This is a genomic window from Nocardia flavorosea NBRC 108225 (assembly GCF_001613385.1).
In the GTDB taxonomy this organism is placed as follows: Bacteria; Actinomycetota; Actinomycetes; order Mycobacteriales; family Mycobacteriaceae; genus Nocardia; species Nocardia flavorosea.
This window is the reverse complement of the sequence record NZ_BDCG01000007.1, coordinates 1-25,864: the sequence shown is the minus strand read 5'-3', so window position 1 is coordinate 25,864 and position 25,864 is coordinate 1. Positions and strand designations below refer to the sequence as shown.

The 25,864-nt window shown below is 67.8% G+C and carries 21 protein-coding genes and 1 pseudogene; 15 read left to right on the top strand and 7 right to left on the bottom strand.

The genetic code is table 11. The features are described 5' to 3' along the window. The first annotated feature begins 19 nt into the window (after positions 1–19). The 3 genes from NFL01S_RS08025 to NFL01S_RS08015 all read left to right on the top strand — a co-directional run bounded on the left by NFL01S_RS08025 (position 20) and on the right by NFL01S_RS08015 (position 4,087). Positions 20–739 carry a TIGR03089 family protein gene (locus NFL01S_RS08025; protein ID WP_062973069.1) on the top strand — a complete coding sequence of 240 codons (720 nt, stop codon included), beginning with the start codon at positions 20–22 and terminating at the stop codon, positions 737–739. Positions 740–855: 116 nt separating this feature from the next. Next, positions 856–2,151, top strand: coding sequence for a cytochrome P450 (locus NFL01S_RS08020; RefSeq protein ID WP_062973067.1), 1,296 nt, complete (start codon positions 856–858; stop codon positions 2,149–2,151). A 463-nt stretch (positions 2,152–2,614) separates the two neighbouring features. Next, positions 2,615–4,087, top strand: a complete 1,473-nt coding sequence (locus NFL01S_RS08015) for a phytoene desaturase family protein (RefSeq protein ID WP_062973066.1) — start codon at positions 2,615–2,617, stop codon at positions 4,085–4,087. Here NFL01S_RS08015 and NFL01S_RS08010 read toward each other — a convergent pair. The 7 genes from NFL01S_RS08010 to NFL01S_RS35295 form a co-directional block, all read right to left on the bottom strand. Beyond that, the gene (locus NFL01S_RS08010; RefSeq protein ID WP_062973063.1) at positions 4,084–5,010 is read right to left on the bottom strand and encodes a cation diffusion facilitator family transporter; all 927 of its coding nucleotides are present in this window, start codon (positions 5,008–5,010) and stop codon (positions 4,084–4,086) included. The two genes, NFL01S_RS08015 and NFL01S_RS08010, sit on opposite strands and share 4 nt — an antisense overlap. A 332-nt stretch (positions 5,011–5,342) precedes the next feature. After that, the gene (manA, locus tag NFL01S_RS08005) at positions 5,343–6,551 is read right to left on the bottom strand and encodes a mannose-6-phosphate isomerase, class I (RefSeq protein WP_062973061.1); all 1,209 of its coding nucleotides are present in this window, start codon (positions 6,549–6,551) and stop codon (positions 5,343–5,345) included. Beyond that, positions 6,551–7,750 (bottom strand): hypothetical protein, encoded by a 1,200-nt coding sequence (locus NFL01S_RS08000; RefSeq protein WP_062973059.1) that lies wholly within the window; start codon positions 7,748–7,750, stop codon positions 6,551–6,553. Before NFL01S_RS08000 ends, manA begins: the two co-directional genes overlap by 1 nt. 117 nt (positions 7,751–7,867) lie before the next feature. Continuing rightward, on the bottom strand, positions 7,868–9,244 hold the full coding sequence (locus NFL01S_RS07995) for a phosphomannomutase/phosphoglucomutase (RefSeq protein ID WP_062973057.1): 1,377 nt from the start codon (positions 9,242–9,244) through the stop codon (positions 7,868–7,870). 330 nt (positions 9,245–9,574) lie between these two features. Beyond that, positions 9,575–9,949 (bottom strand): DUF3499 domain-containing protein, encoded by a 375-nt coding sequence (locus tag NFL01S_RS07990; protein WP_084492509.1) that lies wholly within the window; start codon positions 9,947–9,949, stop codon positions 9,575–9,577. 772 nt (positions 9,950–10,721) lie between these two features. Then, complete coding sequence (locus NFL01S_RS07985) at positions 10,722–11,201, bottom strand: metallopeptidase family protein (RefSeq protein WP_168433861.1); 480 nt, start codon at positions 11,199–11,201, stop codon at positions 10,722–10,724. 84 nt (positions 11,202–11,285) lie between these two features. Continuing rightward, the gene (locus tag NFL01S_RS35295) at positions 11,286–11,519 is read right to left on the bottom strand and encodes a WhiB family transcriptional regulator (protein ID WP_033243613.1); all 234 of its coding nucleotides are present in this window, start codon (positions 11,517–11,519) and stop codon (positions 11,286–11,288) included. Between the two features lie 512 nt (positions 11,520–12,031). On the opposite strand from NFL01S_RS35295, the gene cofD reads away from it, so the two are divergent. The 12 genes and pseudogenes from cofD to hpf all read left to right on the top strand — a co-directional run. Beyond that, a complete protein-coding gene (cofD, locus tag NFL01S_RS07975) occupies positions 12,032–13,030 on the top strand; it encodes a 2-phospho-L-lactate transferase (RefSeq protein WP_062973055.1) in 999 nt (332 codons plus the stop codon). After that, positions 13,027–14,394, top strand: coding sequence for a coenzyme F420-0:L-glutamate ligase (locus NFL01S_RS07970; protein ID WP_062973053.1), 1,368 nt, complete (start codon positions 13,027–13,029; stop codon positions 14,392–14,394). Before cofD ends, NFL01S_RS07970 begins: the two co-directional genes overlap by 4 nt. Continuing rightward, complete coding sequence (locus NFL01S_RS07965; protein WP_062973051.1) at positions 14,391–14,912, top strand: NUDIX hydrolase; 522 nt, start codon at positions 14,391–14,393, stop codon at positions 14,910–14,912. The genes NFL01S_RS07970 and NFL01S_RS07965 overlap by 4 nt, the downstream gene beginning before the upstream one ends. Before the next feature lie 94 nt (positions 14,913–15,006). After that, entirely contained in the window at positions 15,007–15,639 is a 633-nt protein-coding gene (locus NFL01S_RS07960; RefSeq protein ID WP_062973049.1) for a TetR/AcrR family transcriptional regulator, read from the top strand. Positions 15,640–15,853: 214 nt separating this feature from the next. Further along, complete coding sequence (locus NFL01S_RS07955) at positions 15,854–17,023, top strand: alkane 1-monooxygenase (RefSeq protein ID WP_062973047.1); 1,170 nt, start codon at positions 15,854–15,856, stop codon at positions 17,021–17,023. A gap of 202 nt (positions 17,024–17,225) precedes the next feature. Continuing rightward, the gene (gene ahcY / locus NFL01S_RS07950) at positions 17,226–18,707 is read left to right on the top strand and encodes an adenosylhomocysteinase (protein WP_062973045.1); all 1,482 of its coding nucleotides are present in this window, start codon (positions 17,226–17,228) and stop codon (positions 18,705–18,707) included. A gap of 78 nt (positions 18,708–18,785) precedes the next feature. Further along, positions 18,786–19,457 carry a dTMP kinase gene (locus NFL01S_RS07945; protein ID WP_062973044.1) on the top strand — a complete coding sequence of 224 codons (672 nt, stop codon included), beginning with the start codon at positions 18,786–18,788 and terminating at the stop codon, positions 19,455–19,457. Positions 19,458–19,535: 78 nt separating this feature from the next. Beyond that, entirely contained in the window at positions 19,536–20,213 is a 678-nt protein-coding gene (gene mtrA, locus NFL01S_RS07940) for an MtrAB system response regulator MtrA (protein WP_033243239.1), read from the top strand. Between the two features lie 99 nt (positions 20,214–20,312). Further along, positions 20,313–21,938, top strand: a pseudogene (gene mtrB / locus NFL01S_RS07935) (MtrAB system histidine kinase MtrB); the annotation flags it as partial. Positions 21,939–22,813: 875 nt separating this feature from the next. Further along, positions 22,814–24,628, top strand: coding sequence for an MtrAB system accessory lipoprotein LpqB (gene lpqB / locus NFL01S_RS07930; RefSeq protein ID WP_062973042.1), 1,815 nt, complete (start codon positions 22,814–22,816; stop codon positions 24,626–24,628). 58 nt (positions 24,629–24,686) lie between these two features. Next, positions 24,687–25,319, top strand: coding sequence for a ComF family protein (locus tag NFL01S_RS07925; protein WP_062973041.1), 633 nt, complete (start codon positions 24,687–24,689; stop codon positions 25,317–25,319). Between the two features lie 189 nt (positions 25,320–25,508). Next, positions 25,509–25,864, top strand: a 356-nt coding sequence (gene hpf / locus NFL01S_RS07920) for a ribosome hibernation-promoting factor, HPF/YfiA family (RefSeq protein WP_084492508.1), incomplete at its 3' end; no start/stop codon positions are given.

Below are 25,864 nucleotides of genomic sequence, written 5' to 3'. Positions count from 1 at the left end.
TGGACGCAGAAAGCAGACGATGCGTGACGTAGAGCAGGCCACGACCCTCCCCGAAGCGGTACTCGAGCCGATTCTGGAACGCGAACCGGCCGCGCCCCGGATCACCTGGTACGACGATGCGACCGGCGCGCGTATCGAACTGTCCGCGGTCACCCTGGCCAACTGGGCGGCCAAAACCGCCAATCTGATCCGTGACGAGTTCGGCCTCACCCCCGGTGCCCGGGTGGCGGTACTCCTACCCGCGCACTGGCAGACCGCGGCCGTCCTGCTCGGCTGCTGGTGGGCCGGGACCGAGGTGGTGCTGCAACCGGACCCGGACGCGGAACTGGTTTTCGCCGCCGCCGGCCGCCTCGCCGAAACCGAGGACGCGCCAGAGGTCGCGGCGCTGTCGCTCGACCCGATGGGCGCCCCGGTGCAGGATCTGCCGCTCGGGGTCACCGACTACGCGACCGCGGTCCGCGTCCACGGCGACCAGTTCCACCCCGGTGGGACCGGCGCCGCGCTGGATGGTATGCCGGTTTCGGAGGTACTCACCGTGGCACGGAAATCCGCGGCCCGGCAAGGGCTCTCGGGAACCGACCGGGTGCTGTCGAGCGGCAGCTGGGATACCGCCGAGGAACTGGTCGACCGGTACCTCGCGGTGCTCGTCGCAGGCGCGTCGCTGGTCCAGGTGGCCAATCCGGATCCGGCGCAGCGGGATCGCCGCATCGAGACCGAACGGGTCACCCGGGTCCTCTGAGCGCCCGGAGTCCTACCACGGTAGGTTCTCCGAATCCGACGCCGGCAGGTACCGCCGCGACTGTGTTCTGCGTAACGTCGGGAAGGATGCGACGGAGCAGCGACGGAGGGGTTCGGATGAAACCGCAGTACCTGTACCGGTGGGTCAACCATCACGGACTGGTCCGGGCGGCCAAGAAGGTCAAACTCCGGCAAGGTGATCCCTTCGCCCGGCTCAACGGCGGCCCGGAAGGTATCACGAACCCGTACGCGCTGATCGAGGAGATGCGCGGCACCGGCGGATTGCATCGGGTCACCTCGGCGTGGATCACCTTCGACCATGACCTGTGCCGGGAGATACTGCGGGACAATCGTTTCGGTACAGGAATGCCCGAGCTGACCCCGCTTCCGGACCGTGCGCGCGCATGGCTGCAGCGCCGGCCGGTTCCGCCCAATCCCGTCGATCCGCCGTCCATGTTGATGATCGACCAGCCCGAACACACCCGGATGCGCAAACCTGTCGCCGCCGCCTTCACCCCGCGCGCTGTCGCCCGGTTGGGCGACCGGATCGCGAGCGTGACCGACGAGCTGCTGGCCGCCCTGCCCGATGACGGGCCCACCGATCTGGTGACCCGGTTCGCCTCCCAGGTGCCTATCGCGATCATCTCCGAAATGCTCGGATTCCCCGATTCGGATCGTGCGATGTTCCTGCAGTGGGGCGACGATATAAGCCCGCTGCTCGATCTCGGGATCTCCTGGCAGACGCACAGCAAAGCGATGCAGGCCTCCGAACGGGTGCACGCGTATCTGCTCGACCATATCGAGCGGCTCCGCGCCGACCCCGGCGACGATATCCTCAGCAGCCTGGTCACCGCCGGCGAGCTGACCGATCACGAATTGTGCGCCTCGGCCACCCTGCTCATGGGCGCGGGTTTCGAGACCACCGTCAATCTCATCGGCAAAGGTATCGTCTGGCTGCTCGAGCATCCGGATCAGCTGGACCGGCTCCGCGCCGAACCGGAACTCTGGCCCAACGCGGTCGAAGAGGTTCTGCGGATCGACGCCCCCGTACAGACCACCGCCCGTGTCGCGCGTACCGACCTCGAAATCGCCGGCCGCCGGTTGCGCCCGGGATCGACGGTGGTGCTGTCCCTGGCCGGCGCCAACCGCGACCCCGCCGTCTTCCCCGATCCCGCCCGATTCGACATCACCCGGGAGAATGCCAAGAACCATCTCGGCTTCAGCAGCGGAATCCACGTCTGCCTCGGCGCCGGATTGGCCCGGATGGAAGCCACCCACGCCCTGCGCGCCCTCACCGAGACCTTCCCCGACCTGCGACTCACCGATCCGCCCACCCGCCGGCCCCTGTACACCCTGCACGGCTACTCCCACCTGCCCGCACACACCGGTGCACGAGCCCGTACCCGGGTGTGAACGGGGCGGGCCACAGGCGATAACCGTGGCCGAATCTCACCGGCGGAGAGTCGATCGACGTGTTCGCCCGGTTGCGGGCGCGACGAACAGAGTCCATCGCGGAGAGTTGATCGAACGGTTCGCCCCGGACCGGACGAAGCAGGCCCGCACCTATTCCAAGGCAACCAGCAGAAGGTCGCCCTGATTGCGGCCCCGGCCTCGTACGCATGCGTCGGCGAACCACCGGGCAGCCCGGCGGGGCCGACCACTGCGCCCCTGAGCTCCGCACCCGCACGGAGGTCGCCGCCTCGGCCGGCGGTACCACGCAGGTGGAGATATCCACCACCACACCGCCGGTCGCTGCCGCAGTCGACCGGACGATCGGGTCGGCTGTTCGCAAGCGCCGGTCGCGCACCGAAGACGGATTCGACGAGACATCAGATGGGCGCCCACGCCGGCGTGCCGATGAACATAGACTCGGATCATGGCTGATGTCGTCGTGGTGGGGGCCGGACCCAACGGGCTTGCGGCGGCGGTGATCCTGGCCGGTGCCGGGCTCGACGTCGAAGTGTACGAGGCGGGGGAGACAGTCGGCGGTGGTTGCCGGACCGCCGAGGTCACCCTGCCCGGCTTCCGGCACGATATCTGCGCCGGCGCGCACCCCATGGCGTATGCCTCCCCGTTCTTCCGGGCCTTCGACCTCGCCGCGCACGGCGTGGAACTGCTCACTCCGGCCGCCTCGTATGCGCATCCGCTCGATTCCGGGATCGCCGGGGTGGCATGGCGGGATCTGGACCGCACCGTGGACGAGCTGGGGCGTGACGGAAAGGCCTGGCAGGGCCTGTTCGGGCCGTTGGTCGAGGACTGGCCGGCCGTGGTGGATACCGCGATGTCGAATATGCGGCGGGTGCCGCTGTCACGGGGGGCGGTCCGGTTCGGTCTGCGCATGTTCGAACAGGGGTCGCCGTTCTGGAACGCCCGATTTTCCGGGGAGGTTGCCCCGGCACTGTTCACCGGGGTCGCCGCGCATGCGGTCCGGCCGCCGCGGGCACTACCGGCCGTCGGCGCCGGGCTGCTCCTGGCGACCCTCGCGCATGTCGGTGGCTGGCCTGTACCGCGCGGCGGCAGCCAGGCGATCGTGGACGCGCTCGCTGCGGAGCTACGCCGCCGCGGTGGCCGGGTGGTCACCGGCCATCGGGTGGATTCGCTGGCGGAGTTCGGTTCGGCCCGGGCAGTCCTGTGCGATACCTCGCCGGCCGAACTCGTGCGTATCGGCGGCGACCGGCTGCCCACCGGGTACCGCCGCCGGTTGGGTAACGTGCGCTACGGCCCGGGGTCCTGCAAGGTCGATTTCGCCCTGTCCGGCCCGGTGCCGTGGCAGGCGCCGGAATGCGCCGAAGCGGGCACACTGCACCTGGTGGGCAGCCGGGCCGAGGCCATGGCCGCCGAACATGCGGTCGCCGCCGGTATGCATACCGATCGGCCGTACACGCTGATCATCCAGCCCGGTGTCGTGGACGCCGGCCGCGCCCCGGCGGGGCAGCACACCCTGTATGCCTACGCGCACGTTCCGAACGGATCGGATCGCGATATCAGCGAGCAGATCACCGGTCAGATCGAGCGGTTCGCTCCCGGTTTCCGGGACCTGATCCTGGCGAAACATGTCTACACGGCCGCCGAACTTCCGGTGTACAACGCCAACTACGTGGGCGGTGATATCGGCGCCGGGGCGATGACCCTCATGCAGACGGTGTTCCGCCCGGTACCCCGCTGGAATCCGCACACCACCGGCCTGCCCGGCGTCTACCTGTGCTCGTCGGCCACCCCGCCGGGCGGCGGAGTGCACGGAATGGCCGGTACACACGCCGCCGCGCATGCGTTGCGCACCGTTTTCGGTATCCGCGCCGACCCGCTGGAGCTGGCCGGCGCGAACGCGGAAACCATGCCGGGCAGTTAGGCCTTACCGGCGGGCTGCCGGTACAGATCGGGCTCCAGGTAGATGATCCGCGCTGTCGGCACTGCCGCCCGGATCCGGCTCTCGGCCTCGTCGATACCCGCCGCGATCTGCGCGATATCCAGTCCGGGCACCACTGCCACCTTGGCCGCCACCAGCATCTCTTCCGGACCGATGTACTGCGTCTTCATATGGATGAGCCGATCGATCGTCGTACCGTCGGCGATGCTGTCGCGGATCGCGCGATCCTCGGCCGCGGTCGCACCCTCGCCGATCAACAGGCTGTGCATCTCGATGATCAGAATGATCGCGATGATTCCGAGCAGCGCGCCGATGCACAGGGTTCCGATGCCGTCCCACACCGGATCACCCGTCAGCATCGTCAGTCCGACACCGCCCAGCGCCAGCACCAGGCCGACCAGCGCACCGGTATCTTCCAGCAGTACCACCGGCAGTTCCGGGCTGCGCGAATTACGGATGAACTGCCACCAGCTCGCCCGGCCCTTGAGCGGTCGGGATTCCCGGACCGCGGTCGTGAAACTGTAGATCTCCAGCCCGATGGCGATCACCAGGATCACCACGGCCACTATGGGCGAGCTGAGCTCTTCGGGATGCTGGATCTTGTGCATGCCCTCGTACAGGGCGTACACCGAGCCCAAGGTGAACAAGACCAGGGCCACCACGAACGAATAGAAATAGCGGCTGCGCCCGTACCCGAACGGATGCAGCTCGTCGGCCTCCTGCTGCGCCCGGTTCTGCCCGAACAGCAGCAGCCCCTGGTTGGCGGTATCGGCTACCGAGTGCACCCCCTCGGCCAGCATCGACGCCGACCCGGTGATCCCCGCACCCACGAACTTCGCGGCCGCGATACCGGCGTTCGCCGTCAGCGCGGCAAGAATCGCCTTCTTACTTCCACCAGCCGACATCTGCCACCCTCTGTGTCGATTGCACCGCCCCCCGGCGGCGCGGAGCTCAGGCCCCACGGTCTCATCCGAGTAGGGCTACAGCATTGTAAAGGCTGCGTTTTGGTCGCGTTGCTCTGCGCGGCGCAACTCCGGCCGGGCACCCAGCGCTGGGCCGGCCATCATGTCCGGCGCGACCAACGGGGGCCTCCGAGCCGACGTAGGCACCCGGAGTTCGGTTGCGCGGAGCCGAATGTGCCGAGGCCGGAGGTATATCGACGTTCCTGTCCGCCCACACCGAAGGTGAACGCCGGCGCTGAAAACTGTGGCGATGGGGTTCGGCGACGAATCCGGGCTTACCCCACGCAGGCGCAGAACAGGGTGGCCGGCCCGTCGGCGGCTCTGGCGCGGATATCGGTATCGGTGGCCGAGATCCACGCGGCGGTACCGCGATCGAGCCGGACCTCGGAGCTACCGTCGAGCAGATGGGCCGAACCGGCGGTGCACAAGACGATGCCGGGGCCGGCGTCGGTGAGCGGTACCAGCGCCGAACCCGCGGTGATATCGAAGCGGCGCAACGCGAATTCCGGGGCGGGGGTGCGATAACGCACCGAACCGTCACCGGCTGGTTCCGGTAGTACCAGGGGCAGGTCGATGGGTTCGAAATCCAGGACTTTGAGCAGCTCCGGCACGTCGACGTGTTTCGGGGTGAGCCCGCCGCGCAGCACATTGTCCGAGTTGGCCATGATCTCGACCGCGACGCCGTGCAGATAGGCGTGCAGGTTGCCGGCGGCGAGGAACAAGCCCTGACCGGGTTGCAGGGTGATCCGGTTCAGCAACAGCGAAGCCAGCACACCGGCATCGCCCGGATAGCTTTCGGCGAGTTCGAGGGTCGTCCGGGCGACCGGCGCGAATTCGCGCTCCGCGTTGGTCAGATAGCGCACGCAGCCGTCCAGGACGGCCGGCAGAAGCATGTCCAGCACCGTGTTCGGCAGCGTTATCCAGCTGGTGAACAGGGTGCGCAACCCGTCGGAATCGGGTTGCGCGGCGAGCAGATCGGCGTATTGCCCGAGTTCGGGAACGCCCAGGGCGCGGAACAGTTCCACCGTGCGCAGCGGATCCCGGAAACCGGCCAAGGCCTCGAAACGTTCCAGCGCGACGACGAGTTCGGGCTTGTGGCTGTCGTCGCGGTAGTTGCGCATGGGCGAATCCAGTGGCACACCGTTGCGGTTCTCCCGGGCGAAACCGGCCGCCGCCTGCTGCGCGCTCGGATGCGCTTGCAACGACAGCGGTTCCTCGGCGGCCAGTATTTTCAGCAGGAACGGCAACCGGCCGTCGAAGCGGGTAGCGGCGGCGCCGAGTTCCCGGCCGGGTTCGGCCGAGACCACTTCGAGCAGCGAGCGTTTACCGCGTTCGGTACGGACATAGGCGGGGTCGGCGGGGTGGGCGCCGAACCACAGTTCGGCTTCCGGATGCGCGGAAGGGACAGGGCGGCCGCAGAGTTCGGCGAGCGCGGTGCGTGAACCCCAGGCGTACGAGCGCAACGCACCTACGAGTTCGTGCACTAGTACGGTCCCCCGTCGTACCTGTCCGGATCGGCGCCCGCGACCGCCCGGCCGCCGATGAGTCGCAGGTAGGCGGCCGTCATCTCCCAGCGCAGCGCCAGTACCGCGAGGCGTTCCAGCTCCGTGCCGGCATGAGTGGGCGGTTCCGGGGACGGTTCGCCCGATTCGGCGCGGGACGGATCCGCCGGGACCGTCTCGATATCGGCTGTGACCAGGTCGGCGTCGATGGTTCCGCCGCCGGCACCTCCGAACAGCGCGAGTTTGCGTCGCGCGGCCGGACTGTCGTTATCGGTGCTGCACAGGAAGATCCGTTTCTTCTCGACCGGCGGCGGACCGTCGAGCTGCTCGTCGTGGAACAGCGGATCGTAATCCGGCGCGGCGGCCGTTGCCGTATCCACCAGCTGAGGGAGCGCGGCCACGGCAACGGACAGATCCACGGCGGTGGCGGTGCGGCCCCCGGACTGCAGCAGGACCTCCGCGGCATGGACCGCGAGTTCGGTGGTGGCGGGACTGTCACCGGCCAGGATCAGGCCGCGCTGCTGGGTGCGGGCGGCAAGGTTCTTGGCGGGATTGTGGAATACCTCGTGCTGGGGCCCGTCGCGCAGCGCCTCGGTATCGAGTACATCGGCGAGATCGGTGAGGTCGGGCAGGTCACCGGAGGATCGGGCGGGGGCGATGGCCCGCAGCACCGCGATACCGGTCGCCAGGTAGCGCAGTAGCCGGTTGGCGTCGAGCACAGGTACCCGCGGCTCCAGTACGGCCGCACGTCCGGCCGCTGCGGCCCGCAGCGGCCCTTCGTTCGGTGCCGCCACGACCACCTCGGCGCCCCGGCGCACTGCCCGGTCCACGGCGTCGATCAGCCGTGGATCCCCGGCATCGTCACCGCTGACCAGTACGACATCCAGGGGGCCGGCCCAGGAAGGCACGGTGCTCACCGGAACCAGCGGCAATCCGGCACGGTCACCGAGCGCCGCCACCAGCAGCCCCGCCGCCCGCCCGGCCCGGCCGGCGCCGGAAACCAGCAGCAGACTGCGTGGCTGCAGACCGGCCAGCCCCGCGAGAGCATTCTCGGCCACGGCCGCTGCGGTGGCCCGTACCTGGGCGCCACCGGATGCGGCCGAACGGAGGGCGCCGCCGGTATCGGCGGCCTCGAGCATTGCGGCATCGTCCAGATCGAGTACCGGGGTATCAGCGATCATCGGGCGTGGCACCTCCCCTCATCGCGCTGTTTTCGGTCTCGGCCGCCGCCACCGCCCGGGTCGTGGATACCGGGCCTGGAACGGGCGAATCCACGGTGTGTATTTCCACTATTCCAGTCAGGCGCGGACGATGCGCAGAATCTCGGTCACGAGTGCGTCTACTTCCTCCGGACAGCGCGCTTCGACGTTGAGCCGCAGTAGCGGTTCGGTATTGGAGGCTCGCAGGTTGAACCAGGCATTCTCGGGGAGTTGGACCGTCACGCCGTCGAGGCGGTCCACCGCCACCGCCCGGCCGGCGAAAGCGTCGAGCACCGCGCCGGTGCGTTCGGCGGCGTCGGTGACGGTCGAATTGATCTCTCCCGAGGCGGCGTACCCGGTGTAGGAGGCCATCAGTTCCGAAGCGGGCCGCTTGTCCTCACCGAGGGCGGCCAGCACATGCAATGCGGCCAGCATGCCGGAATCGGCGCCCCAGAAATCGCGGAAGTAGTAGTGCGCGGAGTGCTCTCCGCCGAAAACCGCACCTGTACTCGCCATGAGCTGTTTGATGAACGAATGCCCGACGCGCGAGCGCACCGGGGAGCCGCCCAGCTCGGTCACCAGTTCCGGGACCGACCGTGAGGTGATCAGATTGTGGATGATCGTGGCACCGGGCTCCTTGGCGAGTTCGCGCTCGGCGACCAGCGCGGTGATCGCGGACGGCGAGACCGGATCACCCTGCTCGTCGACGACGAAACAACGGTCGGCGTCACCGTCGAACGCCAGCCCGATATCGGCCCCCGATTCCCGGACCAGTTTCTGCAGATCCACCAGGTTCGCCGGATCCAGCGGATTGGCCTCGTGGTTGGGGAACGACCCGTCCAGTTCGAAGTACAGCGGCACGATCGTCACCTGCGGCAGGGCGCCGAGAACGGCAGGAACGGTATGCCCGCCCATCCCGTTACCGGCGTCCACCGCGACGGTCAGCGGCCGGATACCGTCCAGCTCCACCAGTTCGCGCAGGAACACCGCGTAATCGCCGAGCAAATCGGTTTCCGTGGTGGTGCCCGTCGCGCCGTCGTAGCCCGGAACACCGGTGACGAGTTCCTCGGCGATGGTGGCGAGACCGGTGTCCTGACCCACCGGCAGCGCCCGCGCCCGGCACAATTTGATGCCGTTGTAGCGGGCCGGGTTGTGGCTGGCGGTGAACATGGCGCCCGGGCAGTCGAGAGTGCCCGAGGCGAAATACAGCTGGTCGGTGGATGCCAGGCCGATCCGCACCACGTCCAGCCCCTGAGCCAGCACGCCTGCGGCGAACGCATCCACCAGCTCCGGAGACGAGGCGCGCATATCGTGACCGATCACGATGCGTCGCGCGTCTTCGGCCCGCATGAGCCGAGCGAACGCGGAGCCGGTATCCCGGACGAAATCGGCATCGAGTTGTTCCCCGACGACGCCGCGGATGTCGTAGGCCTTGATCACCGCGTTCACGGACTCGGCAGGGCGGGCGACTGTCATGGGGACCACCCTAGTAGGTGCCACTTCGGCGCCGTATTCATGGCAGTGCCTCCGGTCCCACCCGTCTCGATCCCGGGACAATCCCCGGCCGGCGGCCACCTGGCCGGCTCGAACTGAGCAGCCGTACCGCGATCCGCTCTCGAAGCGGGGCCGCACGACTCGGCGCCGGCCGCGTCGGCGTTTGCAGGTCCTGCCTGTCGTGCACGCTGGGGCGCTCGGTCCGTTGCTGCGGCTTCCAGCGGATGTCTTCCGAGGTTGCAGAACCTTGTGCCGTCGAACCGCACAGCCGAACCGGTAGTCGGGTGCGGCAGGAGTCAGGCGCGCCGGATATCAGCCGGGAGGGTCGGGGAGGACCCGCAGATGTCCACGGCGTCCCGTGCGGGTAGGGCGCGGGGGAGGCGTGTGCTCGCGATAGCCGCGCTGCTCCGGTTCGGGCGGGCGGCGGCGTAGGCCCGCTTCGCGGACGGCCTCGGCCAGTGCCGTGAGGTCGTCGTCATCGGGGCTCGTGGCGAAACCGCCCTCGTGCCGGACCATATCCCAGCCCTTGGGGGCGGTGATCCGGGAGGCGTGTGTTCCGCAGAGGTCCCAGGAATGGGGTTCGGCCACCGTCGCCAGCGGACCCACCACGGCGGTGGAGTCCGAGTAAACATAGGTCAGCGTCGCGACGGCCGGATTCTTGCAGCCGGGTCGGCAGCAACGACGCATGGAGATCACGTGGATGAGAGTAACCCGCAACACGGACACAGGTGGGGCAGACACGCTGTGATTTCGGCGTCGCCTCCGGTGCCGGGGGATTCGCGGCGCTGCCGGCCCTGGTGCCGGGAGCCGGTCGGCGCCGATCATCTCCGGCGGCACCATCTGCGCGGCGCCGTCGGCGAAACAGGGGAGGAACTGTTCAGCAGTTCGGCGTATTACTCGCGGTGGCCGGCCGGGCGCCCGCCTCACTGGTGTAAGCCGTCCGCAACCAAGTGCCGCTGGGTGAGCTGTTTGTGAAGGGAGGGGGTGCGCTTTTGGAGCGTGCTGCGGCACGGTGGGGGTGTGGGTTGGAGTGCTTGCTGTTGGGTGGGCCTTTGGTCGACGGGCGGGGAGTGCTGTGGAGTGCGCCGCGGCGCGGGGCGGGTGTGATTCGGAGTGCACCGCGGCGCAGGGGGGTGCCGTGCTGTCGGGGTCGACCGTCGGTGAAGGGGCGGGCCGTAATTTCGGAGGCGCTCCGCGCCTCGAAGGTGGGGCCCTTATACGCCCGGGTCTTCACTCCTGCGCTTCGTTCCCCGGCTCCGTCGCTCCAGAACCGGCCGGGCCCCACCCATGGTCCGGGGGTGGCCAGATAACTGGGGGCAATTGCGGCGCAGCCCGGCCGGGCGAGATTGTCCTGTGATCGCGATGCCCGTTGTTCACGCCGGGATCTCGGTTCGCTGCTGCCGCGTCCAGTGGGTGTCTTCGAGGTGCAGAACTTTGTCGCGCGGCAGATCGGCTCCGGCTATTCCGGTTCGGGGTCGATGACGTCCGGGTCGACGCCGAGGTAGGTCGCGATCTGCTGGACCAGTACTTCGCGCAGCAGGTCCACCAGATCCTCCGGATCGCCCGCGCGTAATTCGAGTGGTTTGCGGAACAGCACGACGCGTGCGCGGATGGGGGTGCCGTGCCGGTCGACTCCGGCCGGGATGAGCCGCGACAGCGGGACCGGGCCGTCGGCGACCACCTCGTCCGGCCAGGTGACGGAGTCCGGGTGCAGCGGGCGGATTTTCGGGACATCGTCGACGGCGATATCCAGTTTGGTGAGGCGGTCGTGCCAGCGGGTGTCCAGTGGCGCGAACGCCTCGAGGACCAGCCGGTCGAATTTCTGGCCGCGGGTGCGCCAGGCCGGGACCGTGGGAGGAAGCATGGGTCCGCGCACGCCGCGACCGCGGCGGCTCACCGACCGGGCGGTCGGGGGTCTGCGATTGCGGGATCGTGCCATGACTCGAACGTTAGTCACCGATCGCCGACCGCGACGGCCCGCCCCGGCTACCTGCTCCGGGGCGCACCGACGCGAGCGGTGTCGTCAGCCGATACCGCGCTTGAGGCGCCGGCGCTCCCGCTCCGACAGGCCGCCCCAGATACCGAACCGTTCATCGTGTGCGAGCGCGTATTCCAGGCATTCGTCGCGGACCTCGCATCCCATGCAGATGCGTTTGGCCTCGCGTGTGGAGCCGCCCTTCTCCGGGAAGAACGCTTCCGGATCGGTTTCCGCGCACAATGCGCGTTCCTGCCACTGTTCCTCGATGGAGTCGAACATCTCGTCGAAACCGGTCACGATAAGGCTGAGCCGGGGTGTCGATTCTCGCTCACTCCGATCGCGATCGGTCCAGCCGTTGTCAGCAGCGACGCCTCGTGCTGCGCCTGCTGTGGAATCGGTTCGCGATACACCCACCGGAATGCCGGCCGGGGCCAGTTCTTCGGCCATCGCTCCGCCTCCTCACTGTGTGTTAGCGCAGAATGATTTCTTTCCGTCGATCCACACGCATATCGACGGCCTAACTCCGCGATGTTGTCTCGCGGACTTCCCCGAGCTCGTCATTCCAATTCGAACACCTGTTCGAGTTTCCGTTCGCGCCTTGAACTTCCAGCGCCGTCCGGAATGACATGTCTGTGATTAGACACGCCGCCGGGTGCGATGGTCAAGCCACCGTCACTATTCCGTTACTATCCCGCGCGGCATTCCGAGTCGATCTTGTGACCCGAATAGCAAATGACCGGCAAATATAGCGGGAGACGCACTATTTCCCGCGCCGCATAGGGTGTACAGATGTGACTTCACAACAAGCGGACATCGGGCCCGCCAATGGTCCCCGTATCGTCGTCCTGGTCGGCGGAGTCGGTGGCGCGCGGTTCCTGCAGGGCGTGCGGGAGCTGCTGCCCGAAGCGAAGGTTTCGGCCATCGTCAATGTGGGCGATGACGTCTGGATGCACGGGTTGAGAATCTGCCCCGACCTCGATACCTGCATGTATACCCTCGGTGGTGGAATAGATACCGAGCGCGGCTGGGGCCGGCCGGGGGAAACCTGGCACGCGAAGGAAGAGTTGGCGAAATACCATGCTCAGCCGGACTGGTTCGGGCTGGGGGATCGGGATATCGCCACACATCTGGTTCGCACGGAAATGTTACGTGCCGGCTATCCGCTCTCCGCGGTTACCGAGGCGCTGTGCAATCGATGGCAGCCGGGCGTCGAACTCATCCCGGCAACCGACGATCGCTGTGAAACGCATGTTGTTATCAGCGACCCGGAGAGCCCCAGCGAACGTCGCGCGATCCATTTCCAGGAGTGGTGGGTTCGGTACCGGGCCGACGTCCGAACTCATGGATTCGCCACAATCGGGGCCGATGAAGCCAAGCCGGCACCGAATGTGATCGAACTCATAGCCGATGCTGATATCGTATTACTGGCCCCCTCGAACCCCGTTGTGAGCGTGGGCTCCATCCTCTCGGTGCCCGGAATTCGGGGCGCATTGCGCACCACCGCGGCCCCGGTGATCGGTGTATCGCCGGTGATCGATGGGAAGCCGCTACGCGGTATGGCCGACGAATGCCTGTCGGTGATCGGTGTGGAGACCTCCGCGGAGGCGGTCGGCCGGCACTACGGATCACGTTCGGCCACCGGCATTCTCGACGGCTGGCTGGTCCACACCACCGATACCGCCGACGTTCCCGGGGTGCAGGTGCGCAGCGTGCCGCTGTTGATGACCGATCCGCAGGCCACCGCCGAAATGGTGCGTGCGGCCCTCGATCTGGCAGGAGTGAAACCGTGACCGGCGCCGAGTCGTTCGCCGAGGTAATTGCCGATCACGCCGCCGCGGAATTGCGTATTCTGCCGATTGCCGGATTACCGGAATTCCGGCCCGGTGACGACCTCGCCGAACATATCGCCGCCTGTGCTCCGTGGCTCGCCGACGGCGATGTTCTGGTGGTCACCAGCAAGATCGTCGCCAAGGCGGAGGGACGGATCGTCACCGCGCCAACCGATCCGGAGGAGCGCGATGCGGTACGGCGGCGGCTGGTGGAGCAGGAATCGGTGCGGCTCGTGGCCCGCCGCGGCCGCACCCTGATCACCGAGAACCGGCTCGGCATCGTCCAGGCCGCCTCCGGGGTGGACGGGTCCAATGTCGAACGCGGCGAACTCGTCCTGCTTCCCGCCGACCCCGACGGCAGCGCGAAAGGGTTGCGTTCGGCGCTGGCGACCCGGCTCGGGGTGAACGTGGCGGTGGTGGTCACCGATACGATGGGGCGCGCATGGCGTAACGGCCAGACCGATGTCGCGATCGGCTCGGCGGGACTGCGTGTACTGCACGACTATTCGGGCGCGGTGGACGGCCAGGGCAACGAACTGCAGGTCACCCAGGTCGCAATTGCCGACGAACTCGCCGCGGCCGCCGATCTGGTGAAGGGCAAACTGGGCGCGGTGCCGGTGGCGGTGGTCCGTGGACTCACACTCACCGACGACGGTTCGACCGCGGCCGACCTCGTTCGTGCGGGAACCGACGATCTGTTCTGGCTCGGTACGGCCGAGGCCCTGCAACGCGGCCGGGAAGAGGCGGTGCTGCTGCGGCGCTCGGTGCGCAGTTTCACCGCCGACCCGGTGGACCCGGAGAAGATCCGGTCGGCGACCGCCGTCGCGTTGACCGCCCCCGCGCCGCATCACACCCGACCCGTGCGGTTCGTCTGGCTACGCGACCCGGCCCGGCGTGCGCGGCTGCTCACAGCCATGGCGGAGAAGTGGCGGGCCGATCTCCTGGCCGACGGCCTGGATGCCGAACGGGTGGAGCGCCGGGTGAACCGGGGGCGCATACTCTTCGACGCCCCGGAGGTGATCATCCCGTTCTGCGTGCCCGACGGTGCCCATGACTATCCCGACGATCGCCGTCGCGCCGCGGAACGGACCATGTTCACCGTCGCGGTGGGCGCCGCGGTGCAAGGGTTGCTGGTTGCGCTGGCCGCCGAGGGGCTGGGGAGTTGCTGGATCGGTTCGACCATCTTCGCGCCGGAGGTCACCCGCGAGGTCCTGGACCTGGATGACGACTGGAACCCGCTGGGTGCCATAGCCGTCGGTCACCCCATCGAGGAGCTCGCCCCCCGTGACCCGCGGGATCCGGCAGCGGGGCTGGTGGAGCGGTGAGCGCCGAATCGCTGCACACCTCGGCCGTCGAACTGCTGACCGCCTGGAAACCGGCCGGTGGTACCGAGGCCTCGCTGCGCGAAGCGATACTGGCATTTCTCGGGTCGGCGCCGCGTGGATGCCTGCGTGAACACGTACCCGGTCATATCACCGCGTCGGCCGTGGTTTTCTCGTACGACGGCCGGGAGGTCCTGCTGACCCTGCATCCGCGGGTCGGGCGCTGGATCCAGCTCGGCGGGCATTGTGAGGAGAGCGATCAGACGGTGGCGGGGGCCGCGCTGCGCGAGGCCACCGAGGAATCCGGTATCGACGGGTTGCGTATCGAACCGGAACTCTATGCGGCCCAAGCGCATCCGATCACCTGTTCCCTCGGGATCCCGACGCGGCATCTGGATCTGCTGTTCCGGATCACCGCCCCGGCCGGTGCGGTACCGGTGCGCAGTGCGGAATCCACCGATCTGCGGTGGTGGCCGGTGGACGCCCTGCCACCGGACGCCGACGTCGTGCTCTTACCCTGATTCCGGCGATCTACCCGGGCCCGGTAGGGCGGGAGCCGGCCGAACGAACTTGAAACTTTGACTCGAACAGGTCGTTCGTGCCAGTGTCGCTGCCATGCCGAGCACCGGATCCCGGAATTTCATCCAGGGGTCTGCGCGTGAGTTGCTGCGCACAGCCATCCTGGACGCGATGCGTGACCTTCTCGGGCAACGGGACTGGTCCAAGATCACGCTGACCGAGGTGGCGGCCGGCGCCGGGGTCAGCCGGCAGACCCTCTACAACGAATTCGGTTCGCGTCAGGGTCTGGCCGAGGCCTATGCCATCCGCTTGGCCGACGATCTCGTCGATCATGTGGAGACGGCGCTCGCCGCCAATATCGGTGACGCCGACGCCTCGATCCGCGACGGCATCGCCGGCTATTTCCGCGACGCCGCCCAGGATCCACTGGTGCAATCGCTGGTGGTCGGCGAGGTCAAACTCGATCTGCTGCGCCTCATCACCCTCGACGCCGGCCCGCTGATCGAGCACGCCACCGAGCGGCTCATCGGCGTTATGCAGCGCAGCTGGGTGGCCTTCACCCGGGGCCAGGCCGAGACCTTCGCCCACGCCCTGGTCCGGCTGGCGATCAGCTGTATCCCTACCCCGCCCGGGCCGCAACACGACGTACCGGCCGAACTCGGCCGCATCTTCGGCCCCTATGTCGCCGCGGTGCTCGCCGGGCGGGCAGCGGAAATCCCCGCGCGGTGAACCGGGCCGCGAGATTTTCGGAGAAGGCGCCGCGACCTGCGGTTTCGCCGGCTTTCGGCCGGGGTCGTGGCCGCCCGGCTCGCGGGCGTGGCGTCAGGGTACGGTTCCGGCGTGTAACGGTCACCACGTTTGGGTCGAACAATGACGCAATGGAGACACCGGGTCTGCGAATATGTAGGCCGCTGCAAGTTCGGTTTTCAATAGCGGGGCAAACGTGCAATTGGTTGGCAAGTCGGCCGGGTCGGCCGATCCCAAACGCCATCTGTGGATCCTCGGTCTGATCGCTCCGGCCACCGCGCTGTTGCCCTCCCAGCTGGTGCTGCACACCGGGCTCGAGGTGTTCTGGTGGACCGGGCCGATCATCGTCCTGGTGCTGATCCCGGTCCTCGACCTACTGGTCGGCGACGACGGTTCCAACCCCCGCGACGAAGACTACGAAACCCTCTCCAACGATCGCTACTACCGCTGGTGCACTTATCTCTTCCTGCCCATCCAACTCGTAGGTTTGGCCCTCGCCGGGTACCTGTGGTCCGGTAGCGAACTGGATATCGTCGACAAGCTCGGTCTGGCCGTCACCCTCGGCCTGGTCTCCGGAATCGGTATCAATGCCGCCCACGAGCTCGGACACCGGGTCGAACGCCTGGAACGCTGGCTGGCCAAGATCGCGCTGGCGCAATCCGGGTACGGTCACTTCTTCGTCGAACACAATCGCGGCCACCACGCTCGGGTCGCGACCCCCGAGGATCCCGCCAGCGCTCGATTCGGCGAGAGCCTGTGGGAATTCCTGCCGCGTAGTGTGGCCGGAGGGTTCCGCTCCGCGCTACGGCTGGAGCGAGACCGGTTGCGCCGAACGGGGTCCGGCTGGTGGAGCCCGAACAACCACATCTTGCAGACGTGGGCGATGACCTCGGTGCTCTTCGGTGCACTGATGCTGGTATTCGGCTGGCATATCCTGCCGTATCTGCTGCTGCAGGCTGTGATCGGCGCCGGTCTGCTGGAAACCGTCAACTACATCGAGCACTACGGGTTGCTTCGAGAGCGCCGCCCCAACGGGCGCTATCGGCGCTGCACCGCGCGAGACAGCTGGAACAGCGATCGGCTCGTCACCAATATCTTCCTGTTCCACCTCCAGCGACACAGCGATCACCACGCCAACCCCGGCCGCCGCTACCAGACCTTGCGCAGTACCGACGAGGCACCGCAGCTGCCCGCGGGGTACGCGACCATGGTCGTCCTCGCGGGGATCCCGCCGCTGTGGCGCCGGGTGATGGACAAACGGGTGCTCGCGCACTACGACGGCGACCTCACCCGGATCAATCTCGCACCCCGCAAACGGCGCGCCGCGGCCGCCGTATCGTCCGGTCCCGGCATGGTCACCGGCTGAGTTCCACAGGCGCCCCGGGTGCCGTGTGCCCGGTACCGGCGGCAACCGATACAGCCGGACCGCGGCGGCACGGAACCGGCTAGCCTTGCGATCGAGACCGTGTTTATCGGGCCTGAGCGAGGGTCCTGCGTGGTGACGTTCCGCTGCCGCCTGCGGGCCCGACTCGCTCATGCCGTAACCGAGAGAAGGCTGATCCACGCTGATGACGACCTCCGAATTGCCTCGCACATCGCTGAGCACCGATAGCCGCAACGGCGTCGAATACAAGGTCGCGGATCTGTCGCTGGCCGAATTCGGCCGCAAGGAGATCCGGCTGGCCGAACACGAGATGCCCGGGCTGATGGCCCTGCGCCGCGAATACGCCGATGTCGCGCCGCTGAAAGGCGCCCGCATCTCCGGCTCGTTGCATATGACCGTGCAGACCGCCGTGCTGATCGAAACCCTTACCGCACTCGGCGCCGAGGTCCGGTGGGCCTCCTGCAACATCTTCTCCACCCAGGATCATGCGGCGGCGGCCGTGGTGGTCGGCCCGCACGGCACCGTCGAGGAGCCGCAGGGCACCCCGGTCTTCGCCTGGAAGGGCGAAACGCTGGAGGAGTACTGGTGGGCGGCCGAACAGATGCTCACCTGGCCGGGCGAACCGGCCAATATGATCCTCGACGACGGCGGCGACGCCACTATGCTGGTGCTGCGCGGGGCGCAGTTCGAGAAGGCGGGTGTGGTGCCGCCGGCCGACGAGGAGCATTCCGCGGAATACACGGTCTTCCTGAACCTGCTGCGCGAGCGGTTCGGGACCGATAAGGGCAAGTGGTCCGCCATTGCCGAAAGTGTCAAGGGCGTCACCGAGGAAACCACCACCGGTGTGCTGCGCCTGTACCAGTTCGCCGCCGCCGGTGAACTGTCGTTCCCGGCGATCAACGTCAACGATTCGGTCACCAAGTCCAAGTTCGACAACAAGTACGGCACCCGGCATTCGCTGATCGACGGCATCAACCGCGGCACCGACGTCCTCATCGGCGGTAAGAAGGTGCTGATCTGCGGCTACGGCGACGTCGGCAAGGGATGCGCGGAATCGCTGGCCGGGCAGGGGGCCCGGGTGCAGGTCACCGAGATCGACCCGATCAACGCCCTGCAGGGGCTGATGGACGGTTTCGACGTGGTGACCGTGGAACAGGCCATCGGTGACGCCGATATCGTGATCACCTCGACCGGTAACAAGGACATCATCACCCTCGACCATATGCGGGCGATGAAGGACCAGGCCATTCTCGGTAATATCGGCCATTTCGACAACGAAATCGATATGGCGGGCCTGGAGCGCTCCGGTGCCACCAAGTTGAATATCAAACCTCAGGTCGACCTGTGGACGTTCGGTGATTCCGGTAAGTCCATCATCGTGCTGTCCGAGGGACGGCTGCTCAACCTGGGCAACGCCACGGGCCACCCGTCGTTCGTGATGAGCAACAGCTTCTCCAACCAGGTCATCGCGCAGATCGAACTGTGGACCAAACCGGAGGAGTACGACAACGAGGTCTACCGCCTGCCGAAGGTGCTCGACGAGAAGGTCGCCCGCATCCACGTCGAAGCACTGGGCGGCACGCTGACCAAGCTCACCAAGGACCAGGCCGAATACATCAATGTCGATGTCGAAGGCCCGTACAAGCCGGAGCACTACCGCTACTGATCCGGCACCTTTCTCGGTCTCCGGCTGTGCCCGCCTGCCTCGGCAGGCGGGCACAGCCGTCCGAGTAGGCTGCTCAGCATGGGTGTGCTGGTCTCGGTGGAGGGGCTCGACGGTGCGGGGAAGCGGACGCTGATCACCGATCTGGTGGCCGCGCTGGAACAGCGCGGGCTGCGCGTGCAAACCTTGGCTTTCCCGCTGTACGGCCGCTCCGTCCACGCCGATCTCGCCGCCGAAGCATTACGCGGCGCGCACGGTGATCTGGCCGCCTCGGTGAACGCCATGGCCGCCCTGTTCGCGCTGGACCGCGCCGGAGCCGCCGACGAACTGGCGAAACTGCTGGCCGACAACGATTTGGTCGTGCTGGACCGCTACGTGGCCTCCAACGCCGCCTACAACGCCGCCCGGCTCGGCCAAACCGCAGACGGGGAAATCGTGCGGTGGGTGGGGGAATTGGAATTCGGCCGTTTCGCCCTGCCCGTGCCGCAGGTACAGGTGCTGCTGGACGTACCGGTCGAAGTCGCGGCCGAACGCGCCCGCCGGCGCGGCGAACTCGACGCGGCGCGAGAGCTGGATGCCTACGAACGCGACGGTGGATTACAGGAGCGCACCGCCGCGGTGTACCGTGATCTCGCTCGGCGCGATTGGTACGGAACCTGGTGGGTTTTCCGGCCCGGCGAACAAGGTCCCGGTCCGCGCTCCGGCGAAATGAATGTATTGGCCGCGCGGCTCGCCGCATTGGTCGCGAATTAGTGTTGGATATCCGGCGGGAACGCGCCATGTATGGCGTGGCGACCCGTTACGAGCCCGGGAGATGACAACATAGTAACTATGAAGCCGAAGATTCTGGTCGTCGACGACGATATGGCCCTCGCGGAGATGCTCACCATCGTCCTGCGGGGCGAGGGTTTCGACCCGCACGTGGTCGGCGACGGCACCCAGGCGCTGTCGGCGGTCCGGGAGATCCGGCCCGACCTGGTCCTGCTGGACCTGATGCTGCCGGGGATGAACGGTATCGACGTCTGCCGGGTGCTGCGCGCCGACTCGGGTGTGCCGATCGTGATGCTCACCGCCAAGACCGATACCGTCGACGTGGTGCTCGGCCTGGAGTCCGGCGCCGACGACTACATCGTCAAACCCTTCAAGCCGAAGGAACTGGTGGCGCGGGTGCGCGCGCGGTTGCGCCGTACCGAGGAAGAGCCGGCCGAGCTGCTCAATATCGCCGATATCGTGATCGATGTGCCGGCGCACAAGGTCACCCGCGAGGGTGCGCAGATCTCGCTGACGCCCCTGGAATTCGATCTGCTGGTCGCGCTCGCGCGTAAACCGCGGCAGGTCTTCACCCGCGAGGTCCTGCTGGAACAGGTATGGGGTTACCGGCACGCCGCCGATACCCGCCTGGTGAACGTCCACGTTCAGCGACTACGCGCCAAGGTCGAGAAGGATCCGGAGAATCCGGAGATCGTGCTGACCGTTCGTGGTGTGGGATACAAGGCCGGTCCGCCGTGATCGGTTACCGTCGGCTCCGGGCCCGGAGGCGGTAACTTGCGCGACCACGAAGGATCCCGCACAGATCGCGATTCGGGCGGGAGTGGGCGTCGGGACCAGCTGCGGCAGGCACTGGCTCCGGTGAACGAATGGTTTCAGCACACGGGTAGATCCCTGGGGTTGCTCTGGCGGCGTTCGCTGCAGCTGCGGGTCATCGTTTCGACGCTGACGCTGTCGTTGATCGTCATCACCGTTCTCGGTGTGGTGCTCACCAGCCAGATCACCGACCGGCTGCTGGATGCCAAGATCAGCGCCGGTGTCGAGGAGATGGACCGGGTCCGCAATACGGTGGAGGGCCAGCTCGCCGGGGTGCACGATGTGACCACCCAGGAGCAGCGGCTGGGCGATGCCCGGGAGTCGCTGTCCAACCGTCGTGAATCGAGCCGGTCCGGCGGTGCCGCGGGCAGTTTCGATTCGGCACTGAGCGTGATCGGCGGTACGCCGCAGCAGGTGATCGCAGTCGGGCCCATCAAGGAGGTACCCGATTCGCTGCGCCGTTTCGTGCAGCGCAACCAGGTCAGCTACCAGTTCGCCAATGTCTCCGATCCGGACGGTTACCGCGGCCGGGCCCTGATCCTCGGCAGTCCCAGCGCCGAAGTGCCCACGCTGGAGATCTACCTGATCTTCCCGCTGGCCAACGAGGAACGCAGCCTGGCGCTGATGCGCGGAACCATGATGGTCGGTGGTGCGGTGCTGCTCATCCTGCTGGCCGCGATCACCGCACTGGTGACCCGCCAGGTCGTGCTGCCCATCCGGTCCGCCGCGCGGATTGCCGGACGGTTCGCCGACGGCAGGCTGAAGGAACGCATGCTGGTACGCGGCGACGACGATATCGCCCGGCTCGCCAAGGCCTTCAACGAAATGGCCGAGAGCCTGTCCAACCAGATCAACCAGCTCGAAGAATTCGGCAATCTGCAGCGCCGCTTCACCTCCGATGTGAGCCACGAACTACGGACACCACTGACCACGGTGCGTATGGCCGCCGATCTCATCCACGGCAGCAGTGACGATCTGGATCCCGCGCTGGCGCGCAGCGCCGAACTGCTGGTGACCGAACTGGACCGGTTCGAAGGACTGCTCAACGATCTGCTCGAGATCTCACGCCACGACGCCGGTGTCGCCGAACTCCAGGTGGAATCGCTCGATGTGCGGATGTGTGTGCGGGCCGCGATCTCCACGGTGCGGCATCTGGCCCGCGACGCCGGGGTCGAGGTGGTGATCGACCTCCCCGAGGAACCCGTGGTCGCCGAGGTCGACCCGCGCCGGGTGGAGCGGGTGCTGCGCAATCTGCTGGCCAATGCCATCGACCACAGCGAAGGCAAACCGGTGCTGATCCGGATGCGTGGGGATATCGAGGCCAATGCGCTGGCGGTGGTGGTCCGGGATCAGGGTGTCGGGTTGCGGCCGGGGGAGGAGAAGCTGGTCTTCAGCAGGTTCTGGCGTTCCGATCCGTCGCGTATGCGCCGCTCCGGTGGCACCGGCCTCGGCTTGTCGATCAGCGTGGAAGACGCCAATCTGCACGACGGAAAACTGGAGGCCTGGGGACGTCCCAATATCGGTGCCAGTTTCCGGCTGACGCTGCCACTCGTGCGCGGTCAGAAAATGGGCAAGAGCCCGCTTCCGCTGGAACCGGGTATGCGTAAGGCACCGCGCCGCCCGCAGGCCGAAGGCGACCAGAACGGATCCGAGCGAGCGGAACTGGGCCCCCCGGTGACAGAGACGGAGCCGTGGGCTCCCCGGCCTGTGGGCGGGCCGGAAGCAGGCCGGGCTGCTGCCGAGGGCGTTCCCGCCACCGATGCCGCCGGGCCGAGCGGCGGCAGTCACGATGTGGAGGGGCGAGGCTCCGAAGCTTCCGGTGCGGCTGATGCCGCTGGACGTGGTGCCGGGCCGGGTGGAGACGGTCCCGCCGCAGACAGGCCGGGCGCCGAGGCTCCCGGCACCGCCCGATCCGATGCGGACAGGCCTGGTGGGGCCGACGGCCCCAGCGCGACCGAAGCCGGCGGCGACCGCGCCGCGCACGGTCCGGGCGCCGTGCCCCCCGGTGCGGCTGAAGTCAGTGGCAACAGTCCGGGTGGCGCCGGATCCGGCGGAGACGGTCCCGCTGCGGATAGGCCGGGTGCCGGGGCCTCCGGTGCGGACGGGCCGGACGAGGGCAGCGGCCCTGGTGCGGCCGGGGCCGGCGGCGACGCTGCTACGAAGGATCCGGGCGTCGTGGATCGCGGCGCGGCTGAAGTCGCTGGAGACACACCATGTGCCGCCGGGCCTGCCGTCGTCGGTCCCGCCGTGGAGGGCTCGCGTGCCGAGGCCTCCGGTGCGGCTGAAGCCGTTGAGGGCGGTGCAGGTGCGGCAGCTCCCGGTGGGGACGGTCCGGCGAGCGGGACCGGTGCCGAGGTGCCGGGGGCGGGTGGTCCGGGTACGGCGGGAGCCGGGGCGGACACCCCGGGCGAGGACGGACCCGAGGCGGCGGAGATCGACCGCCCTCGTGGACCCGATTCGCCCGCAACAGATTCCGCCGAATCCGCGCCCCCGACCGTGTTCACCGACAGCGGAGACCAGAAATCATGACCGTGCGACCCCGACGCTCACGCTGGTTCCGGCTGCTGACCGCAGTCGTCGCCGTGGCGGGGATGGTGGTCGTCGCCGGTTGCGCGAATCTGCCGGACTCCTCACAGCCGCAGGCACTCGGAACCATCAATCAGGAGCCGACGGTGGAGGGTCCGCCGCCGCCGATGCAGGGTCGCGACCCGGATCTGCTGTTACGCGATTTCCTGCAGGCCACCGCGGATCCCGCCGACGGGCATCTCGCGGCCCGGCAGTACATGACACCGGCCGCGTCCACCCAGTGGAACGACGAGGAATCCCATGTCGTCGTCGAGCGCGCGGATACGCTGCGGGAATCCCGTTCCGAGAACGTGGCGACGTATGTGCTGCGGGCCCGGAAGGTGGGTGAGCTCGCCGAGGACGGTTCCTACCATGTGGCCGACGGGATCATCGAGCACAAGATCGAGATGACCCGGGTCGACGGCCAATGGCGGATCGACGACCTGCCCGACGGCGTGGTCATGGAGTACTCCGCCTTCACTCAGTCCTACCGGCGGCAAGCCCTGTATTTCGTCACCGCCGACGGCCGGCATGTGGCGCCGGATCTGCGCTGGATTTCGGTGCGGCCGGACGATCTGACCCGGCGGCTGGTCGATATGCTCATTGCCGGCCCCCAGCCGTATATCGCCCCGGTAGTGCGTAATTATCTGAGTCCGCCCGCGGCTGTGCGTGGCACGATCACCAAGGCCAATGGTGATCCTGTGGGTGTCGGAGTCGGTCTCGGCGGGGTCCGGATCGATTTTTCCGGTATCGGCGAATTGCCCCAGCGTGACCGTGAGCTCCTCGCTGCGCAGGTGGTGCTGACCCTGTCCGCCGCGGATGTTCTCGGTCCCTACATTCTGCTGGCCGACGGCCGTCCCTTGGACGAGCGGTTCGCCGAAGGGGGGTGGTCGGTCACCGATCTGGGACCGGTGGCCGATTCCGTTCGGCCGGAGACGCCGGTGGGCCTGCATGCGCTGCGCGACGGAACACTGGTGGAGGTCGAATCGGACGGCGGTCCGCGGCCCGCTCCCGGATACTTCGGCACCGTGCAGAATCTGCAGTCGGTGGGGCTGTCGCCGGACGGTAAGCGTGTCGCGGCGGTGGCCGATGCGGGTCGGGAACCGCCGGAACCACAGCGCACCCTGATGATGGGCAGTTACGGCGGTGATGCGTTCCCGGTGGAGGAGGGCGGCACCATCACGCGCCCGTCCTGGACCGCGGACGGCAGCGCGGCCTGGGCGGTTGTCGACGGTAATCGGGTGATTCGGGCCGTCACCAACCGGGAAACCGGTACGGTGCTGCCGCAGGGCGTCGACACCACCGAGTTGTTCGCCGGTGGTTCCGGAACGCCGGTTCAGGGGCCGATCACCGAACTGCGGATTTCGCGTAACGGGGTGAGTGCGGCGCTGATCGCCGACGGCAATGTGTACCTGGCCATGGTCGTGGTTCGTCCGGACGGCACCTACGCGCTCACCGAACCGCGGCGTATCGCCATCGAGCTCCCCACCACCGCCACCGCTCTGGACTGGTACAGCGACGATACGATCATTATCGCCGGTAGCGGCACGGTGGATCCGGTACGCACGGTCAAGATCGACGGTTCCGGTATGTCCTCGCTCGGGGGCCGGAACCTGACCCCGCCCGTCCGGCAGGTCACCGCCTCCATCGAGCGCCAGTATGTGGCGGATTCGCGGGCGGTTCTCGAACTGACCCGTACCCCGGAGGGCGGGGATCCGTACTGGCGTGAGGTCCCCGAGCTCGGCGCGGACGCGGTGCCCATCCTCCCCGGCTGATATCGGGCCCGGCGTCGGTGCGGCCGGTCTGTCGGTGCCCGGCGGCACACTCGCCGCTATGCGGACACTCCTCGATCTGGTTCTGCCGGCCGAATGTGGTGCTTGCCGTCGACCCGGAACGCCGTGGTGCGGCGAATGCGCCCGCAGTGTGGCGGGCCCGCCGACGCGTATCCACCCCCTCCGGGATCCAGGAGTGCCGTGCTGGGCGCTGAGCCGGTACCGCGGGCCCGCGCGGCAGGCGGTACTGGCGGTGAAGGAACGGGGCCGGCGCGATCTGGCGGGGCCGCTCGGGGTGGCGCTGGCCGCCGGGCTCGCCGAGTTGCGGGCTCCCGGCCGGCCGCTGATACTTGTACCCTCGCCGAGCCGGCGGGCTTCGGCCCGGCGCCGCGGCGGTGATCCGGTGCTGCGGTGCGCCCGGTCGGCGGCGCGGTCGCTGGATGGTTGCCAGGTGTTGCCGTGTCTGCGAGTCTGGTGGGGAGTCCGCGATTCGGCCGGCCTGTCGGCGCGCGACCGCGATCGCAATCTACGCGGTCGGGTGCGCGCGGTGCCGTTACCTGCCGATGCGGCGAAGGCGCAGGTCGTCTTGGTCGACGATGTGCTGACAACTGGAGCCACGGCGCAGGCGTGCGCCCGGGCTCTGGCGGCCGCCGGCACATACCTCGATGACATCTTGGTGACCTGCGCGGCGTGAGTACCCCGAAATTTGCGTGAACAGTGGCGAACCTCGGATCCGCGTACTAGCGTCGCGTTCACACACCGGAGTTCCGGGAGTTTGGAGGTGGGCCTGCGATTCGAATGCCGGCCGACTGATGGGACGCGGCCGGCAACGTTCATCCCGCCGCGCGCATCGGAAGTGTGCGGCCAGATCCGGGAGGTACGCGTGACGACATCTTCACGACCTTCAGTTCAGGACACAGCCCAGCCGCAGCTGGAAGACCAGCTCGACCGCCCACGAGAGGCCCGCGCCGATATCGTGGTGAAGGGTCGCAACGTCGAGGTCCCCGACCATTACCGAATCTATGTGTCGGACAAGCTGTCCCGGCTGGAACGCTTCGATCCATCGATCTTCCTGTTCGACGTGGAACTCTTCCACGAGCGCAATCGTCGTCAACGCAAGAGCTGCCAGCGGGTGGAGATCACCGCGCGGGGTAAGGGCCCGATCGTGCGGGCAGAGGCCTGTGCGGACAGTTTCTACGCCGCCTTCGAGGCGGTTACGGCCAAGCTCGAGAGCCGGCT